The organism is Oceanisphaera sp., assembly GCF_048268965.1.
Classification (GTDB): domain Bacteria; phylum Pseudomonadota; class Gammaproteobacteria; order Enterobacterales; family Aeromonadaceae; genus Oceanimonas.
In genome coordinates, this window is record NZ_JBLWUK010000009.1 from 83,855 (window position 1) to 100,558 (window position 16,704).

General features: G+C 57.3%; 15 protein-coding genes and 1 pseudogene. 13 read left to right on the forward strand and 3 right to left on the reverse strand.

What is annotated here, in order from left to right:
• Positions 1–106 precede the first annotated feature (106 nt).
• The 6 genes from cmoA (at position 107) to ACN0VL_RS06555 (ending at position 5,801) form a co-directional block, all read left to right on the forward strand.
• The gene (gene cmoA / locus ACN0VL_RS06530; protein ID WP_417615671.1) at positions 107–850 is read left to right on the forward strand and encodes a carboxy-S-adenosyl-L-methionine synthase CmoA; all 744 of its coding nucleotides are present in this window, start codon (positions 107–109) and stop codon (positions 848–850) included.
• Complete coding sequence (gene cmoB, locus ACN0VL_RS06535) at positions 847–1,857, forward strand: tRNA 5-methoxyuridine(34)/uridine 5-oxyacetic acid(34) synthase CmoB (RefSeq protein ID WP_417615673.1); 1,011 nt, start codon at positions 847–849, stop codon at positions 1,855–1,857. Before cmoA ends, cmoB begins: the two co-directional genes overlap by 4 nt.
• Complete coding sequence (locus ACN0VL_RS06540; protein WP_417615675.1) at positions 1,850–2,617, forward strand: ATP-dependent zinc protease; 768 nt, start codon at positions 1,850–1,852, stop codon at positions 2,615–2,617. Before cmoB ends, ACN0VL_RS06540 begins: the two co-directional genes overlap by 8 nt.
• A gap of 5 nt (positions 2,618–2,622) precedes the next feature.
• Positions 2,623–4,152, forward strand: a complete 1,530-nt coding sequence (locus ACN0VL_RS06545; protein ID WP_417615677.1) for an inactive transglutaminase family protein — start codon at positions 2,623–2,625, stop codon at positions 4,150–4,152.
• Positions 4,145–5,122: an alpha-L-glutamate ligase-like protein gene (locus tag ACN0VL_RS06550; RefSeq protein ID WP_417615679.1), complete on the forward strand. Its 978-nt coding sequence runs from the start codon at positions 4,145–4,147 to the stop codon at positions 5,120–5,122. The genes ACN0VL_RS06545 and ACN0VL_RS06550 overlap by 8 nt, the downstream gene beginning before the upstream one ends.
• A gap of 229 nt (positions 5,123–5,351) precedes the next feature.
• Positions 5,352–5,801, forward strand: coding sequence for an REP-associated tyrosine transposase (locus ACN0VL_RS06555; protein ID WP_417615681.1), 450 nt, complete (start codon positions 5,352–5,354; stop codon positions 5,799–5,801).
• An 837-nt stretch (positions 5,802–6,638) separates the two neighbouring features.
• On the opposite strand, the gene rluB is transcribed toward ACN0VL_RS06555, so the two are convergent.
• From rluB to rnm, 3 genes are read right to left on the reverse strand one after another with little or no spacing between them, the layout of a single operon-like run.
• Positions 6,639–7,577 carry a 23S rRNA pseudouridine(2605) synthase RluB gene (gene rluB / locus ACN0VL_RS06560; RefSeq protein ID WP_417615683.1) on the reverse strand — a complete coding sequence of 313 codons (939 nt, stop codon included), beginning with the start codon at positions 7,575–7,577 and terminating at the stop codon, positions 6,639–6,641.
• A 9-nt stretch (positions 7,578–7,586) separates the two neighbouring features.
• Positions 7,587–8,207, reverse strand: a complete 621-nt coding sequence (locus tag ACN0VL_RS06565) for an L-threonylcarbamoyladenylate synthase (protein ID WP_417615685.1) — start codon at positions 8,205–8,207, stop codon at positions 7,587–7,589.
• Between the two features lie 18 nt (positions 8,208–8,225).
• Entirely contained in the window at positions 8,226–9,050 is an 825-nt protein-coding gene (rnm, locus tag ACN0VL_RS06570; RefSeq protein ID WP_417615686.1) for an RNase RNM, read from the reverse strand.
• 234 nt (positions 9,051–9,284) lie between these two features.
• On the opposite strand from rnm, the gene ACN0VL_RS06575 reads away from it, so the two are divergent.
• The 7 genes and pseudogenes from ACN0VL_RS06575 (at position 9,285) to trpA (ending at position 15,963) form a co-directional block, all read left to right on the forward strand.
• Complete coding sequence (locus ACN0VL_RS06575) at positions 9,285–9,422, forward strand: hypothetical protein (protein ID WP_417615688.1); 138 nt, start codon at positions 9,285–9,287, stop codon at positions 9,420–9,422.
• A gap of 18 nt (positions 9,423–9,440) precedes the next feature.
• Positions 9,441–10,991, forward strand: a complete 1,551-nt coding sequence (locus ACN0VL_RS06580) for an anthranilate synthase component 1 (protein ID WP_417615690.1) — start codon at positions 9,441–9,443, stop codon at positions 10,989–10,991.
• Positions 10,984–11,583, forward strand: a pseudogene (locus ACN0VL_RS06585) (aminodeoxychorismate/anthranilate synthase component II); the annotation flags it as partial. The gene ACN0VL_RS06580 and the pseudogene ACN0VL_RS06585, both read left to right, overlap by 8 nt.
• A 6-nt stretch (positions 11,584–11,589) precedes the next feature.
• Positions 11,590–12,585, forward strand: coding sequence for an anthranilate phosphoribosyltransferase (gene trpD, locus ACN0VL_RS06590; protein WP_417615705.1), 996 nt, complete (start codon positions 11,590–11,592; stop codon positions 12,583–12,585).
• Positions 12,579–13,967, forward strand: coding sequence for a bifunctional indole-3-glycerol-phosphate synthase TrpC/phosphoribosylanthranilate isomerase TrpF (trpCF, locus tag ACN0VL_RS06595; RefSeq protein ID WP_417615692.1), 1,389 nt, complete (start codon positions 12,579–12,581; stop codon positions 13,965–13,967). Before trpD ends, trpCF begins: the two co-directional genes overlap by 7 nt.
• Positions 13,967–15,160, forward strand: a complete 1,194-nt coding sequence (gene trpB / locus ACN0VL_RS06600; protein WP_417615694.1) for a tryptophan synthase subunit beta — start codon at positions 13,967–13,969, stop codon at positions 15,158–15,160. The genes trpCF and trpB overlap by 1 nt, the downstream gene beginning before the upstream one ends.
• On the forward strand, positions 15,157–15,963 hold the full coding sequence (gene trpA / locus ACN0VL_RS06605; RefSeq protein WP_417615696.1) for a tryptophan synthase subunit alpha: 807 nt from the start codon (positions 15,157–15,159) through the stop codon (positions 15,961–15,963). Before trpB ends, trpA begins: the two co-directional genes overlap by 4 nt.
• Positions 15,964–16,704 lie beyond the last annotated feature (741 nt).

Below are 16,704 nucleotides of genomic sequence, written 5' to 3' on the forward strand. Positions count from 1 at the left end.
CTTCACCGCTCTTGAATAAGTTTGTCGCCCGATGCGGCTTCTTTTACAATAGCGGATATTGTGTGCAGCTGAGGCTGCCGTACCCACAGGTCCTTATTACTCCGTTATGCAATCAAAAGATCATATCTTCGCCGCCCCCATTGCCCAGTTGGGTGACTTCAACTTCGACCAGAAAGTGGCCGAGGTCTTTCCCGACATGATCAAGCGCTCTGTGCCGGGTTACTCCAATATTATTTCTGCCATTGGCATGATGACGGCCCGCTTTGCCCAGCCGCACAGTCAGCTGTATGACCTGGGCTGCTCTCTGGGTGCCGCCACTCAGGAAATGCGCCGCAATGTCACCCAGGACGGCTGCGCCATTATTGGCGTAGACAACTCCAGCGCCATGCTGGAGCGGGCAAGCAGTCACCTGGCAACCTTCAAGTCGGAGGTGCCCGTTACCCTGACCGAGGCCGACATCTGCGATATCGAGATTGAAAACGCCTCTGTGGTGGTGCTGAACTTTACCCTGCAGTTTATTGCCCCCGACAAGCGCGAAGCCCTGCTGCACAACATTTATCAGGGCCTTAACCCGGGTGGCGTGCTGATTTTAAGTGAAAAGTTCATTAGCGCCGACGATACCGTTAATCAGCTGCTGATCGACCTGCACCACGACTTTAAACGCGCCAACGGTTACAGCGAGCTGGAAGTCAGCCAAAAGCGCACCGCACTGGAAAATGTCTTGCGCCCGGACACGCCGGAACAACATAAGGAACGGCTGGCCCGGGTGGGTTTTGAGCACGTCGACATGTGGTTTCAGTGTTTTAACTTCGGGTCCATGGTTGCGATTAAACAGGCTGGCACTAAATGATTGATTTTAGCGAGTTTTACCAGCAGATTGCCAAAAGTCGACTGCAGCACTGGCTGCACTGCCTGCCCGCGCAATTGCATGCCTGGCAAAAAACACACCTGCATGGCGATCTGGCGCGCTGGGTGCGCGCCTTGCGTAAACTGCCCAATACTCATACTGATCATCTAGAATTAACGGACAACGTCAGCATTGGTCGCCCGGACGAGATAAGCTCTGGCGAACAAAAGAAGATCAACAGCCTGCTGGATCAGTTTCACCCCTGGCGCAAAGGGCCGTTCGAAATACACGGTATTCATATCGATACCGAGTGGCGATCCGACTGGAAATGGGAGCGACTGGCGCCCCACATCAGCCCGCTGAAGCATCGCTATGTGCTGGATGTAGGCTGCGGCAGCGGCTATCACCTGTGGCGGATGCGTGGCGCCGGCGCCAAGATGGCGGTAGGAATTGATCCTTCCCCATTGTTTTTATGTCAGTTTGAGGCGATAAAGCACTTTGCCAACGGCTATAAAGGGATTCAGGTGTTACCCTTGGGCATTGAAGAGCTGCCCGAGCTAAGAGCCTTCGATACGGTATTTTCCATGGGCGTGCTCTATCACAGACGCTCCCCCATCGATCACTTGCTGCAGCTTAAGGCCCAGCTGTGCGACGGTGGCGAACTGGTGTTGGAAACCCTGGTCATTGATGGCGACGAACATCAGGTGCTGGTACCGGGCGAGCGTTACGGAAAAATGCGCAACGTCTGGTTTATTCCCAGCTCGGCCGCCCTGGTGGGTTGGCTGAAGAAATGCGGTTTTGAAAATATCAGAGTGGTGGACGAAAGCACCACCACCTTGCAGGAACAAAGGCGCACCGACTGGATGCGTAACGAATCACTTGCGGATTTTCTGGATCCAGAAGACGCGAGCAAAACCATAGAGGGCTACCCGGCACCCAAACGGACGATAATTATCGCCAACAAGCCGGTTGACCCGCAGAACCATCAACATGAGGCACGCTATGAATAATGTCGCGACATCACTGATACTCTCCCTGTTGCTAACCGCCTGTGTTAGCCAGACGTCACCGATGGACGCGCAGCCCGAGCCTCAGCCTGTTACCGAACCCGAGCTCAGTGCTAACCTTGCCAGCCTGGAAGCCAGGCTGACAAACACCATGTTTGAACAGAACCAGCAACTCAGCAGTAACCACCATGCCTTTATGGCCGCATTGCAACAGGATATCAGAAACTTGAAGAAGCAGATTAATCGCCCCGTTGTCGCACCGCAACCTGCTGCTGCGCCCACCAGCGTCCTACTGCAGGTGAAGGATGAAACTCAGGACGGTAAATTGGTCGTGGGTGAGACCGAGCAAGTCTGGCTCGACATAGTGAACGACAGCTTTCCGGCTCGTATCGACACCGGCGCCACCACCTCCTCGTTGAGCGCACAGGACATCACGGTATTCGAGCGCGACGGCAAGCCCTGGGTCAGCTTCAACATGGCACACGAAGGCGTGGATGAAAAACTGCAGGTAGAAACCCGTCTGGTGCGTTACGTGCGCATTCGCCAGGCTTCTGCCGACAGCATAGAACGTCGTCCGGTAGTAAAATTAAACATGCGCCTGGGCCGTCTGTCGGAAAAAACCGAGTTCACCCTTACCGACCGCAGTCAAATGACTTACTCGGTACTGCTGGGCCGTGAATTCTTGAAAGACATCGCCGTGGTAGACATTGCTCGCCAGAATGTTCAAGGCCAGCCCCAGCGCCCCACTCCCGCTAACGAGTAACCTTCATGTCCTCTCGTAAACCCTTTTATATCATTGTCGCCGCCCTGTTTTTGGTCGGCTTTGCGCTGATGCTGCAACGGCACTTCGTGTATGAAGTGCCCTGGCTGCCGGGCGAAAAGCGCCAAATCTGGTCGATTGAAGCCAAGGTCGAATTTCAGGCCAAGGACAAGCCGGTAAAGGCCTCGCTGGCCATTCCGGGCAGTCAGCCCGGCTTTACCCTGATGAACGAATCGGCCGCCTCTCCGGGGTATGGCCTGGCGTTTGTAGAAGCCAAGGGCGGCAGCCGTGCCGAGTGGACCATTCGCAATGCGTCTGGCCCCCAGGAGCTGTACTACAAAGTCGACATGATGCTGGATCCATTCGCCAGGGCCCCCTTGTCGACACAGGCTCCGCCCATACTGCAGGCAGAAGTGGCCGAGCCTTATGCCACCGCCATGGATCAAATGCTGTCACTGGCTGAAGAGCGCTCGGCTGACGGCATTACCCTGACCCGGGAGCTGATAAAAGAGCTGAACAATCGTGGCCAGAATGCCGAACTGCTGGCCCAGTACCTGCCCCCCGGGCCGCTGCTGGTAGAGCTGTTACACAGATCCGCGGTACCGGCTCGACTGCTTCAGGGGCTCAAGCTGGAAGATGGCCGACGCCGCCAGCCGCTGATCAACCTGGTGCAGGTGTACGACGGTGAACAGTACGAGATTTTCAATCCCGAAACCGGCGAGCAGGGCCTGCAGGAACAGCTGCTGTTGTGGGAGTATAACTCCGCACCTGTGCTGGATCTGGTGGGCGGCAGCAACTCCCGGGTCACCTTTACCATGCTCGAACAAGAGCAGCCGGTGAATGTGGCACTGGCGAAAAAGTTCGATCAGCCCGACTGGATCAACGTGTCCTTGTACAACCTGCCGCTGGAAGAGCAGGCGCTGTTCAAGGGGATTTTGCTGGTGCCGATTGGCGTGCTGGTGGTGGTATTCCTGCGCATTATCGTGGGGGTGAAAACCTCGGGCACCTTTATGCCGGTGCTGATTGCCATGGCCTTTATTCAAACCAGCCTGATCACCGGCCTGGTGGGCTTTTTGATTATCGTGGGCACCGGCCTGATACTGCGTTCCTACCTCTCGCACCTTAATCTGTTGCTGGTGGCACGAATATCGGCGGTCATCATAATGGTGATCGGGATTATCGGTTTCTTCAGTATTATTGCCTATCAGCTGGGCCTGACCGAAGGCATGAAGATCACCTTCTTCCCGATGATTATTCTGGCCTGGACCATAGAGCGGATGTCGATTCTGTGGGAGGAAGAAGGCGCCAAGGAAGTGGTCAAGCAAGGCGGTGGCTCCTTGATGGTGGCCGTGGTGGCATTCCTGGCCATGAACAGCGAAATAGTACGCCACATCACCTTCAACTTCCTGGGGCTGCAGCTGGTGGTCATGGGTGTGGTACTGCTGCTGGGTAACTACACCGGTTATCGTCTGACCGAGCTCAAGCGCTTCAAGCCTTTGGTAGATGAATACAACACTGATGGTCACAAGCATGATTAAACGCTGGCTGGAACAATACGCCTCGCCCTTTGCCCTGGACAAAATGGGCATCATGGGCATGAACCGGCGCAATATTTCTTACATCAGTCGCTATAACCCGCGCCGGCTCTACCCGCTGGTGGATGACAAGCTGCAGACCAAGCGCATCGCGCTGGAGGCCGAGGTTACGGTACCCGATCTGATAGGCGTTATCGAGTTTCAGCATCAGGTAAGCAGCCTGCTGGAAAAAGTAAAGGACTGGCCCGGCTTTTGTATCAAACCGGCCAAGGGCTCCGGCGGCAAGGGCATAGTGGTGATCGTCAACCACGACCGGCAGAACTTCGTCAAACCCAGCGGCAAGGCCGAAAGCATCAGCGATCTGGAGCGGCATGTCTCCAACATTCTGGCGGGGCTGTTCTCGCTGGGCGGCAAGCCGGACGTGGCGCTGATTGAAGCGCTGATCAACTTCGATGACGTGTTTGAAGGCTTTTCCTATGAAGGCGTGCCCGACACCCGGGTTATCGTGTTCAAGGGCTTTCCGGTGATGGCCATGATGCGGCTGTCTACCGAGGCGTCGGACGGCAAGGCCAACCTGCACCAGGGGGCGGTGGGCGTCGGGCTGGACATCAACACCGGCAAGGCCATTCGCGCCGTGCAGTTCAACCTGCCCATTCGCTACCATCCGGATACGGGTCGCGACTTGCTGGAGCTGAAAGTGCCTTACTGGGAGCAGCTGCTGAGCCTGTCGTCGTCCTGCTACGAAATGTCGGGCCTGGGGTACATAGGCACCGACATGGTGCTGGATAAACACAAGGGCCCCATGCTGCTGGAGCTGAACGCCCGCCCCGGCCTGGCAATTCAAACCGCCAACGGCGCCGGCCTGGTGCCCCGCCTGCGCAAGGTAGAAAAGCTCGGCAAGAAAACCACCTTCACCCCGGAACAAAGAGTCGAGTTCTCACGCCGAGAATTCGCCATGGGTGTGAATATGTAAACCGAAACACGGCCAGAAGCGAGATGCTTCAAGCTGACAGTAAAACCGAGCCTTTGAGCTCGGTTTTTTTATGCTTTTTTGCCACGGAATAACACGCCCCCCTGTAGCCCGGCGCTTTAGCTGCCGGTCCTGCGTTAGCAGGAGGGTTTAAAAATCCCGCCAAGGCGGGACTGCCAGCTGAAGCGGCAGACTACACTGTTGATCATCATTCATGTTTGGCAGGCTCATTATGTCTTATGAAGATGCATTAGCTGGACGGTGCTCTTTACCCAATCACGTTTACCACATCACTATATGCACACGTTACCGTCAGCCGGTTTTTTCTAACTGGCAAACTGGTCGCTTGGCTGTACAAGAGTTTAAACATGTACAGAGCCAGCTTGGCGTCCAATCTTTAGCCTGGGTGTTAATGCCCGATCATCTTCATTGGTTATTACAACTTAACAAGGAAGCTTCGTTGGCTCGTACTGTATCTATTTTTAAAGGTCGTTCAGCAAGAAATATCAATCAGTATCTGGCCCGCACAGGTGGTCTTTGGCAAAAGGGTTTTTACGAGCAGGCTATCAGGCAGGATGAAGATTTACGCCAGATTGCAAGATACATAGTGGCTAACCCGTTAAGAGCGGGCCTGGTACAAAAGATAGGTAATTACCCATTATGGGATGCCATTTGGCTATAGTATCGGTGTTTTAAAGCCCCGCAGAGACGGAAATTACGCGCCCTACAAAACCGAGATCCTGACCTGCGTCAGGATGACGGCAATATAACAACACACACCGCCCCCTGTAGCCCGGCGCTTTAGCTGCCGGTCCTGCGTTAGCAGGAGGGTTTTAACATCCCGCTGAGACGGGACTGCCAGCTGAAGCGGCAGACTACAGAAAACACCGCCCCCTGTAGCCCGGCGCTTCAGCTGCCGGTCCTGCGTTAGCAGGAAGGTTTTAACATCCCGCTGAGACGGGACTGCCAGCTAAAGCGGCAGACTACAGAAAGCACCGCACCTTGTAGCCCGGCGCTTTAGCTGCCGGTCCTGCGTTAGCAGGAAGGTTTAAAAATCCCGCTGAGACGGGACTGCCAGCTGAAGCGGCAGACTACAAAACACCGTACCTTGTAGCCCGGCGCTTTAGCTGCCGGTCCTGCGTTAGCAGGAAGGTTTAACATCCCGCCATGGCGGGACTGCCAGCTGAAGCGGCAGACTACAGAAAACACCGTATTTTGTAGCCCGGCGCTTTAGCTGCCGGTCCTGCGGAGCAGGATGGTTTTAAAAATCCCGCCGAGGCGGGACTGCCAGCTGAAGCGGCAGACTACAGAAAACACCGCACCTTGTAGTCCGGCGCTTCAGCTGCCGGTCCTGCGTTAGCAGGAGGGTTTTACCCGCTGAGACGGGACTGCCAGCTGAAGCAGTGCCTACAGAACACACAACCGAGATCCTGACCTGCGTCAGGATGACGGCAAAACCATAAAAAAACACCGAACCTGTGGGTTCGGTGTTTTGATGTTTATCTTACAACTGTGGTTGTTACAGTCTGGTTTTGCGCTTTTGCCGTGGGTTGGCGCTGCGTGGCCGTGTTGGGCCCGGCTTTTTCTTGGCGCCGGCGCCGGCATTGGCACCTGTGCCTTCGCTCCTTACGCGGCTGTTGTGCTTGCGTACCGCCTTGCGAATTTGGGACACCTGCTTGTAACGCTCGGTGGCATGGACGTCGACCTTGCTTTCTTTCTCGGCGGTTAACCCCACCTCGGTACGCAGGTAGTTAACTTCGTCCAGGCCCATTTCGGACCAGCCGCCCCGGGGCAGATTGCGGGGCAGTTCGATTTTGCCGTAACGTACCCGGATCAGTCGGCTTACCTGCATTTCCTGGGATTCCCACAGGCGACGTACTTCGCGGTTACGACCTTCTTTCAGCGTGACATGGAACCAGTGGTTCATGCCTTCGCCGCCCTGGTGCTTGATGGTGTCGAACTTGCCCATGCCGTCTTCCAGCATCACGCCCTTGCGCAGACGCTGCAGCATGGCTTCGGTCACTTCACCGAATACCCGTACCGCATATTCCCGGTCAATTTCGTGCCGTGGATGCATTAAACGGTTGGCCAGCTCGCCGTCTGTGGTAAACAGCAACAGGCCGGAGGTATTCACATCCAGTCGCCCTACGGACACCCAGCGGGCACCCTGCAGTTTGGGCAGACGGTCGAATACCGTGGGTCGGCCTTCGGGATCCTTGCGGGTGCTCACTTCGCCTTCCGGCTTGTGATAGGCCAGCACACGGCAAATAACCTCGGCTTCGGGCTGGGTTTCAACCATGTGGCCGTCCAGGCGTATTTGCTCTTTACCGGTCACACGGTCACCGAGGATGGCGACCTTGCCATCTACGCTTACTCGTCCCTGGCTGATCAGCGCTTCAATTTCCCGGCGCGAACCTTTGCCTGCCCGGGCCAGCACTTTTTGCAGTTTTTCAGTCATGTTATTCACTTATTCAAAAGGACGAGTGTCGCCGGCACCAGCGCGGGCAATCACGGGGGTATCATCGTACAGTTCGATCACGGTCGTAGGCTTGGAGTCCAGCACGCCGCCGTCGATGATCAGGTCGACCAGTTTTTCCAGCTTCTCGCGGATCAACTGCGGATCGTACTCGGCATCGGTTTCGCCGGGTAAAATCAAACTGCCCGACATCAGGGGCTCACCCAGTGCCTCAAGCAAGGCCAGGCTGATGGCGTTGTCCGGCACCCGCAGCCCGATGGTTTTACGTTTTGGGTTCTGCAGCCGCTTCGGCACTTCCTTGGTGGCCTGCAAAATAAAAGTATAGGCGCCCGGGGTGTTGTTCTTCATCAATCTGAAGGCGCCATTGTCTACCCGAGCGTAAAAAGACAGCTCGGACAAATCGCGGCACACCAGGGTAAAGTTGTGATCTTTTTCCAGCTTGCGAATGCGACAGATACGCTCCATGGCGTTTTTGTCGCCTACCAGACAACCGATGGCATAACCGGAGTCGGTGGGATAAACCAGCACACCACCCTGGCGAATAATCGCCACCGCCTGATTGATCAGGCGAGGTTGAGGGTTGTCGGGGTGCAGTTCAAAATATTGGCTCATGATTCCTCCCGGAATGATTTAAATAAAACGTGTCCACACTGGCGTGCCTTCTTTGGGAAGCCACAACTGCCGGCCCAGCTCACGCCACTGGCTGGGATAGTGAAAGTCAGACCCAACCGACGCGGCCAGCTTGAACTCTTTGCTCCATTCACCCAACGTAGCACGTTCTTGCGGGCTCTGCTGCGCCATGGAAACCTCCATGGCATCGCCGCCTGCCTCGGCAAACGCCGCCAGCATTTTCTTGACCCATTTGTTCGACAGGTCGTAGCGCGTAGGGTGCGCCAGCACCGCCACGCCACCCGCTTGTTGAATGGCGCTGATGGCGTCATCCAGCGAGCACCAGTTGGGCGGAGCATAGCCGGTATTGCCTCGGCTTAAAAACTTTTTAAACACCTTGGGTATGGAATCGGCCGCCCCCTGACTCAACAGCCACTTGGCCATGTGAGTACGGGTAATGGGCGCCTTACCCGCCAGGGCCCGCGCGCCTTCGTAAGCGCCGGGAAACCTGGCCTTTGCCAACCGTTCGGCCATCAAGTGCGCTCGTTGCTCGCGCCTGTGCTGCTGTTCGGCCAGCAAGGCATTCAAGCCTTCGTGATCGCAGCGAATATTCAGCCCCACCACGTGCACTTCCAGCGCCTGCCACAAGCAGGAAATTTCCACGCCGTTAATCAAACGCACACCATACTGCTCCGCTGCGATCGCCGCTTCGGCCAACCCGTCCAGCGTATCGTGGTCGGTGAGTGCCAGCACATCCACTTCTTTTTCGGCCGCGCGGGCCATTAATTCGGTCGGTGTGAGCTGGCCATCCGACGCCGTAGAATGGCTGTGTAAATCAATTCGCATAAAAATTCCTGTGCCCGGGGTTGACTTGTCCCCCCGAATATCGTTTAACTATAACCAGTTTCAGATTAACGAGAAGAGCGCGATGTTTCAGCAAAATTCCACTCTACGCATTATTTGGTGGTGGCACACTCCCTAACGTCGGGTGTGTGATTTGCTGTATTCGTCTTTAAGTCTCAGCGAACATGTAAGCCCGCCCTAGTGCGGGTTTTTTATTATCCAGCAAAAGGTGACGCGATGAAACCGACCGACAAGAATATTTGGCGATGGCAACCTCAACCGCAGCTTACCCCGGTAAAAACGGCATTCGTAACCATTACCGATGACGACATTGCCAGCCAGGTGATCAGGCAGATACCTGATGACCGAGACTAACTAAAAAGGAAGAACAAGATGGCGCATGGTCAGCTCCACGTTTTATTGCAAGATGCACCCTACACCGATGATCCGCTCGCGTTATTCGCAGCCCTCACCCAAGCCGGCGACAACAGCATGTTGCTGGAGTCGGCAGAAATAGACACCAAGGCCGGTACCCAAAGCCTGTTGATGCTGGATGCCTGTGTCCGCCTGGTGTGCCAGCAGCACACCGTCACCCTGAACGCCCTGAACAATAACGGCCTGCCCGCCCTGGACCTGGTTGAACAGGCATTGGGCGGCGAGCGCTCGGCCCACCAGCTGGTGGTGACCCTGCCCCAGGCCGACGATACCCTGGACGAAGACAGCCGCCTTAAAGCGCCTTCGGTACTGGAAACCCTGCGCCTGATTTTAACCCGCTTTCAGGCAGACCAGGGTCAGCAGCACATCTTTATGTCTGGCACCTTTGCCTACGATTTGATTGCGTCATTCGAGCAACTGACCCAGGTGCCGGAAGGCATTAACCGTTGCCCCGACTTTTGCTTTTATCTGGCCGAAACCCTGATCACCCTGGATCATAAACAGGAAACCGGACGCCTGTCGGCCTGCGTATTTGACGCCGCCGAACAGAACAGACTGCAAGCCCGGCTGCAACAGCTGGCCGACGCCTGTGGCCAGGTTCACCCGGAGCCGGCCGCCGATACCCAGCTGCACGGCCATATTCAGGCCAGCAAGAGCGACAGCGAATTTAAAACCGATGTCATCAACCTGAAACAGCACATTCAGGACGGCAATATTTTTCAGGTGGTGCCTTCGCGCAGCTTCAGCCTGCCCTGCCCGCGCCCGCTGGCGGCCTATCGCAAGCTCAAGCAAACCAACCCCAGCCCCTATCTGTTTTATGTGAACGATCAGGACTTCACCCTGTTTGGCGCCAGCCCCGAAAGCTCGGTTAAATTCGACCATGCCAGCCGCACGGTAGAAATGTACCCCATTGCCGGCACCCGCAAGCGCGGCCTGAACCCGGACGGCAGCGTCAACCTGGATCTGGACGGTCGCATCGAGCTGGACCTGCGCCAGGACACCAAGGAAACCGCCGAACACCTGATGCTGGTCGACCTGGCCCGCAACGACATTGCCCGCATCAGCGAGCCCGGCACCCGTTATGTGAAAGACCTGCTCAGCGTAGACCGCTACAGCCACGTTATGCACCTGGTCTCCCGGGTGGTGGGCACACTGCGACACGATCTGGACGCCCTGCACGGCTATCAGGCCTGCATGAACATGGGCACCCTGACCGGTGCCCCCAAAATTCGCGCCAGCGAACTGATCCGTGAAGTAGAGCAGGCACGTCGCGGCAGCTACGGCGGGGCCGTTGGCTACATCAACGGCCAGGGCGACATGGACACCTGTATCGTGATCCGCTCGGCCTTTGTCAGTGATGGCGTGGCCCATGTGCAGGCCGGTGCCGGCGTGGTGTATGACTCGGATCCCCAGTCGGAAGCCGACGAAACCCGCAACAAGGCGGCGGCGGTGCTTAACGCCATCGCCCTGGCCCACGGCACCACTCTGGCGGAGGTGAGCCATGTCTAATACCGTATTCCTGCTCGATAACTACGACTCTTTTACCTATAACCTGGTTGATCAGTTCCGCACCCTGGGGGCCACCGTCAAGGTGTATCGCAACACGGTGCCGGTGGCGCAGCTGGTCGCCGCCATGGAGCAATGCGAGCAGCAGGGCGAACGGCCCATTCTGGTGCTCTCGCCCGGCCCGGGCACTCCCGGCGAAGCCGGTAACATGCCCGCCCTCATCACCGAGTGTATTGGTCGCTTCCCCATTCTGGGCATCTGCCTGGGTCATCAGGCCCTGGTGGAGCACTACGGCGGCGTGGTGGGTGGCGCCGGTGAAATCAAGCACGGCAAGACCTCGCTGATCAGCCATAACGGCCAAGGGGTATTTGCCCACTTGTCCAACCCGCTGCCGGTAGCCCGATATCACTCGCTGGTGGGCAGCAAGATCCCCAGCACCCTGCCGGTGATTGCCGACTACCACGGCATGACCATGGCGGTGCAGGATACCGCCAAGCGGGTATTGGGGTTTCAGTTTCACCCAGAGTCCATCATGACCACGGAGGGCGCGCAATTGCTGGCGCAAAGTATGGAATTTTTAAGCGCGCCGGAAAGCAAGGCCATGGATCAGCTGTACCGGGGCGAGCACATTAGCCGCAACCAGGCTCAGGCCCTGTTTGGCGAGCTGATCAAGGGCGACATGGATCAAATGACCATGGCTTCTTTGCTGACCGTGCTGAAAATGAAAGGCGAAACCCCGGATGAAATTGCCGGCGCGGCACAGGCACTGCTGGAGGCGGCCTCGCCCTTCCCCCGTCCCGACTATCCGTTTTGCGACATAGTGGGCACGGGTGGCGATGGCATGAACATCTTTAACGTGTCCACCACCTCGGCCCTGGTGGCCGCCGCCTGCGGTCTTAAGGTGGCCAAGCACGGCAACCGCGGCGTGTCTTCCAAGTCCGGTTCGTCCGACTTGCTGGAACAACTGGGCATCGATCTGAACATGAGCCCGGAGCGCGCCCGCCACAGCCTGGATGAAGTGAACGTCTGCTTCCTGTTTGCGCCCAACTACCACGGTGGCATGCGCAATGCCATGCCGGTGCGCCAGGCCCTGAAAACCCGCACTATCTTCAACGTGCTGGGCCCGCTGGTTAACCCCGCCCGCCCCGACTTCATGCTGCTGGGCGTGTATTCCGAAGAGCTGGTGCGCCCCATTGCCGACACTCTGGTGGCCATGGGCCTCAAGCGTGGCATGGTGGTCCATGGCAGCGGCCTGGATGAAGTGGCCATTCACGGCCCCACCATGGTGGCAGAGATCGCCAACGGCGTGATCAGCGAATACAGCATCACCCCCGAAGAATTGGGGCTCGAACGTTACCCTATTAGCGCCGTGGCCGGCGGGGATCCTTGTGAAAACAAGGCCATTACCCTGAGCCTGCTGCAAGGTCGCGGCACCCCGGCCCAACAGGGCGTGATTGCCATGAACGTGGCGCCACTGCTGGTGATGAGCGGCCAGACCGAAACCTTGAAAGAAGGGGTTGCCCAGGTGCTGGCTGTGTTAAAATCGGGCAAAGCCATGGATGTTGCCAATAAACTGGCGGAGTTAAGCCAATGTTAAGTACCGTTTTGGGCAAAATTGTTGCCGACAAAAAAATCTGGGTGGCCGAGCGCAAGCTCAGCCAGCCGTTAAGCAGCTTTGAAGAAGAGTTAATCCCCAGCGACCGCTCGTTTGTGGCGGCACTGAAAGCCAAAAGCCCGGCCTTTATTCTGGAATGCAAGAAGGCCTCACCCTCCAAGGGGCTGATCCGCGAAGACTTCGATCTGGACGCCATTGCCGCCGTGTATGGCCGCCATGCCTCGGCCATTTCGGTACTGACCGACGAGAAGTATTTTCAGGGTCAGTTCGAGTTTGTGACCCAGGTTCGTAGCCAGGTCAGTCAGCCGGTGATCTGCAAAGACTTTATTATCGACCCTTACCAGATCAAGCTGGCCCGCCTGCACCAGGCCGATGCCATTTTGCTGATGTTGTCGGTGCTGGATGACCAGCAATACCGCGAATTGAACGCGGTGGCCGAGTCATTGGACATGGGCGTGCTCACCGAAGTGATCAGCGAAGAAGAAGTAGAACGCGCCATTGCCCTTAACGCCAAGGTGATTGGCATCAACAACCGCGACTTGCGCGACCTGAGCATAGATCTTGACCGTACCAAGGTATTGTCTGCGCTTATTCCCGCCGATCGCATTGTGATCTCCGAGTCCGGTATTCACGATCACGCCCAGGTGAAAGCCCTGTCGGCCTACGCCGATGGCTTTTTGGTGGGCAGCTCGCTGATGGCCCAGCACGATATCGAGCTGGCGGTGCGCAAGCTGATTTTGGGCAGCAACAAGGTGTGCGGCCTGACCCAGCCACAGGATGCCGCCGCCGCCTATAACGCCGGCGCCGTACACGGTGGCCTGATTTTTGTTGGCAAAAGCCCGCGCTGCGTCAGCGCAGAGCAGGCCCGCGCCATCATGGCCGCCGCCCCCCTGCACTATGTAGGCGTGTTTCAAAATCACGCCCTTAACGAGGTGAGTGCAACGGCGCGCGAGCTGGGCCTGCACGCGGTGCAACTGCACGGCAGCGAAGACGACGCCTATATCAGCGCCCTTAAGCAGCAGCTGCCCGAGACGGTGGCCGTCTGGAAAGCGGTGCCGGTCACCGACGCCCTGCCCACCCTGCCACAACAGGCCGACCGTCTGTTGTTCGACACCCAGGTTGGCAGCCAGAGCGGCGGCACCGGCCAGGCGTTTGACTGGTCGTTGCTAAGCAACATCGACAGCAGCCAGGCCATGCTGGCCGGCGGCCTCACCCCGGAAAACGCACACGAGGCAGCCGCCCTTGGCTGCCTGGGGCTGGATTTTAATTCCGGCGTAGAAAGCGCCCCCGGGCACAAGGATGCCCAGAAACTGAAGGCCGCTTTCACCTATATTCGCCACTACGGACGCAGGAAAACCAAATAATGAGCTTACTTAATCCTTTCTTCGGTGATTTTGGTGGCATGTATGTGCCACAAATCCTAATGCCCGCCCTGCTGCAACTGGAGCAGGCCTTTGTTGATGCACAACAGGACCCCGAGTTTGATCGCGAGTTTCGCGAACTGCTCAGCGAATATGCCGGTCGCCCCACGCCATTAACCCGGGTGCGCAACCTGGCTTCGCACACCAAAACCCGCATTTACCTGAAACGTGAAGACCTGCTGCACGGCGGCGCTCACAAAACCAACCAGGTGCTGGGTCAGGCATTGCTGGCCAAGCGCATGGGCAAAACCGAAATTATTGCCGAAACCGGTGCCGGCCAGCACGGCGTGGCCACCGCCCTGGCCTGTGCACTCATGGGCCTGAAATGCCGGGTGTACATGGGCGCCAAAGACTGCGAACGCCAAAAGCCCAACGTATTCCGCATGAAGCTGATGGGCGCCGAAGTGATACCGGTACACGCCGGCTCGGCCACCCTGAAAGACGCCTGCAGCGAAGCCATGCGCGACTGGGCAGCCAACTACGAAACCGCCCACTACATGCTGGGTACCGCCGCCGGTCCGCATCCCTTCCCCACCATAGTGCGTGAATTTCAGCGCATGATTGGCGAAGAAGCCAAGGTGCAGATTATGGAGCACGAAGCCCACCTGCCCGACGCCGTGATTGCCTGCGTGGGCGGTGGCTCGAACGCCATCGGTCTGTTTGCCGACTTTATTGAAGAAAAAAACGTCAGGCTGATTGGCGTAGAGCCCGCCGGCAAGGGCATTAGCACCGGCGAACACGGCGCTACCCTGGGCGAAGGCACCAAGGGCATCTTCTTTGGCATGTTGTCGCTGATGATGCATAACGAAGACGGTCAGGTATCCGAGTCTTATTCCGTTTCTGCCGGTCTCGACTTCCCCTCGGTAGGCCCGCAGCACGCCTACCTGGCCACCACCGGCCGCGCCGAATATGTATCGGTAACCGACGACGAAGCCCTGGACGCCTTTCAGGCCCTGGCCCGCAACGAAGGCATTATTCCGGCACTGGAGTCGTCTCATGCGCTGGCCTACGCCCTTAAAATGGCCGACGCCGAGCCAGAAAAAGAGCAGGTGCTGGTGGTTAACCTGTCCGGCCGTGGCGACAAGGACATCTTTACCGTGGCTGATATTCTAGAGCAGAAGGGAGAAATAAAATGAGCCGTTACAATCGCTTGTTTGACCGTTTAACGGCTGCCAATCAGGGTGCCTTCGTACCGTTCGTGACCCTGGGTGACCCCACCCCCGAGCAATCGCTCAAGGTGATTGATGCCCTGATTGCCGGTGGCGCCGATGCCCTGGAGCTGGGCATTCCGTTTTCCGATCCGGTAGCAGACGGCCCCACCATTCAGGCGGCCACCCTGCGCGCCCTGAATGCCGGTACCCGCACCCAGACCTGCTTCGAGATGCTGACCCAGGTACGCGAAAAGTACCCAGACATGCCCATCGGACTGCTGGTGTACGCCAACCTGGTGTACGCTCCGGGCCTGGACAACTTTTACAGCCGTGCCGCGGCCGCAGGCGTAGACTCGGTACTGGTGGCCGATGCGCCACTGGAAATGTCGGCGCCCTTTAAAGCCGCCGCCGATAAAGCGGGCATAGAAACCATTTTTATCGCTCCGCCCAACGGCGACGAAGCCACCCTGAAAGCCATTGCCGAAACCGGCTCGGGCTATACCTATCTGCTGAGCCGCGCCGGTGTAACCGGCACCGAAACCAAGGCCGGCAAACCGGTAGACACCTTGCTGGCCACGCTCAAGCAGTTTAATGCACCGCCTTCACTGCTCGGTTTTGGTATCTCCACCCCACAGCAAGTGCGCGAGGCCATTAGTGCCGGTGCCGCCGGCGCCATCTCCGGCTCGGCCGTGGTCAAGATCATCGAGCAACACCAGGGTGACTTCAAGGCCATGACCGACGCCCTCACCGCCTTCGCCACCGACATGAAAGCGGCGACCCACAAGTAACCTAGCGGTAAGCGGTAAGCGGTAAGCTTAAAGCGAACAGTTAACCCCAAACACCGAGCCCCAGGCTCGGTGTTTTTTTATCATCCTGTCATGTGTTTAGCCGACATAGCGGTACCTCGCCTTGGCTTTGGCACTTGTAGGCGAACGCTTGCTCTCGCATTTCACCGAAGGCGGAACAAAACCCTTAAAGACCTATTCGCCACGGAAGAACACGGAACCCACGGAAAAATAGAGATCAGATCGGAAAGGAAGCTTGATGGTAAGGGCTAAAACAAAGCGGTAAGCCGTCAGCTGCACGCTGTAAGTTAAAGATAAAAGCAGCATCGCGTTCAACATACAGCACGAATGTAGTAGCTGCTTTAGCTGCTAAATCCTGCGCAGCAGGATATGAGACATCGGAGCAAAGATGCCGCGTAGCTGCATTGCGCAGCTAAAGCAGAGCCTATAAAACACACCGTCCCCTGTAGTCCGGCGCTTTAGCTGCCGGTTCTGCGTTAGCAGAAGGTTTTTTAAAATCCCGCTGAGACGGGAGTGCCAGCTAAAGCGGCACCTACAAAAAACCTCCTATGCCGTCTTACCGGTACCGGGTCGAGCCCGGCATGACGGCCCCGGTGTCTCGCCTTGGCTTTGGCACTTGTAGGCGAACGCTTGCTCTCGCATTTCGCCGAAGGCGGAACAAAACCCTTAAAGACCTATTCGCCACGGAAGAACACGGAACCCACGGAAAAATAGAGATCAGAT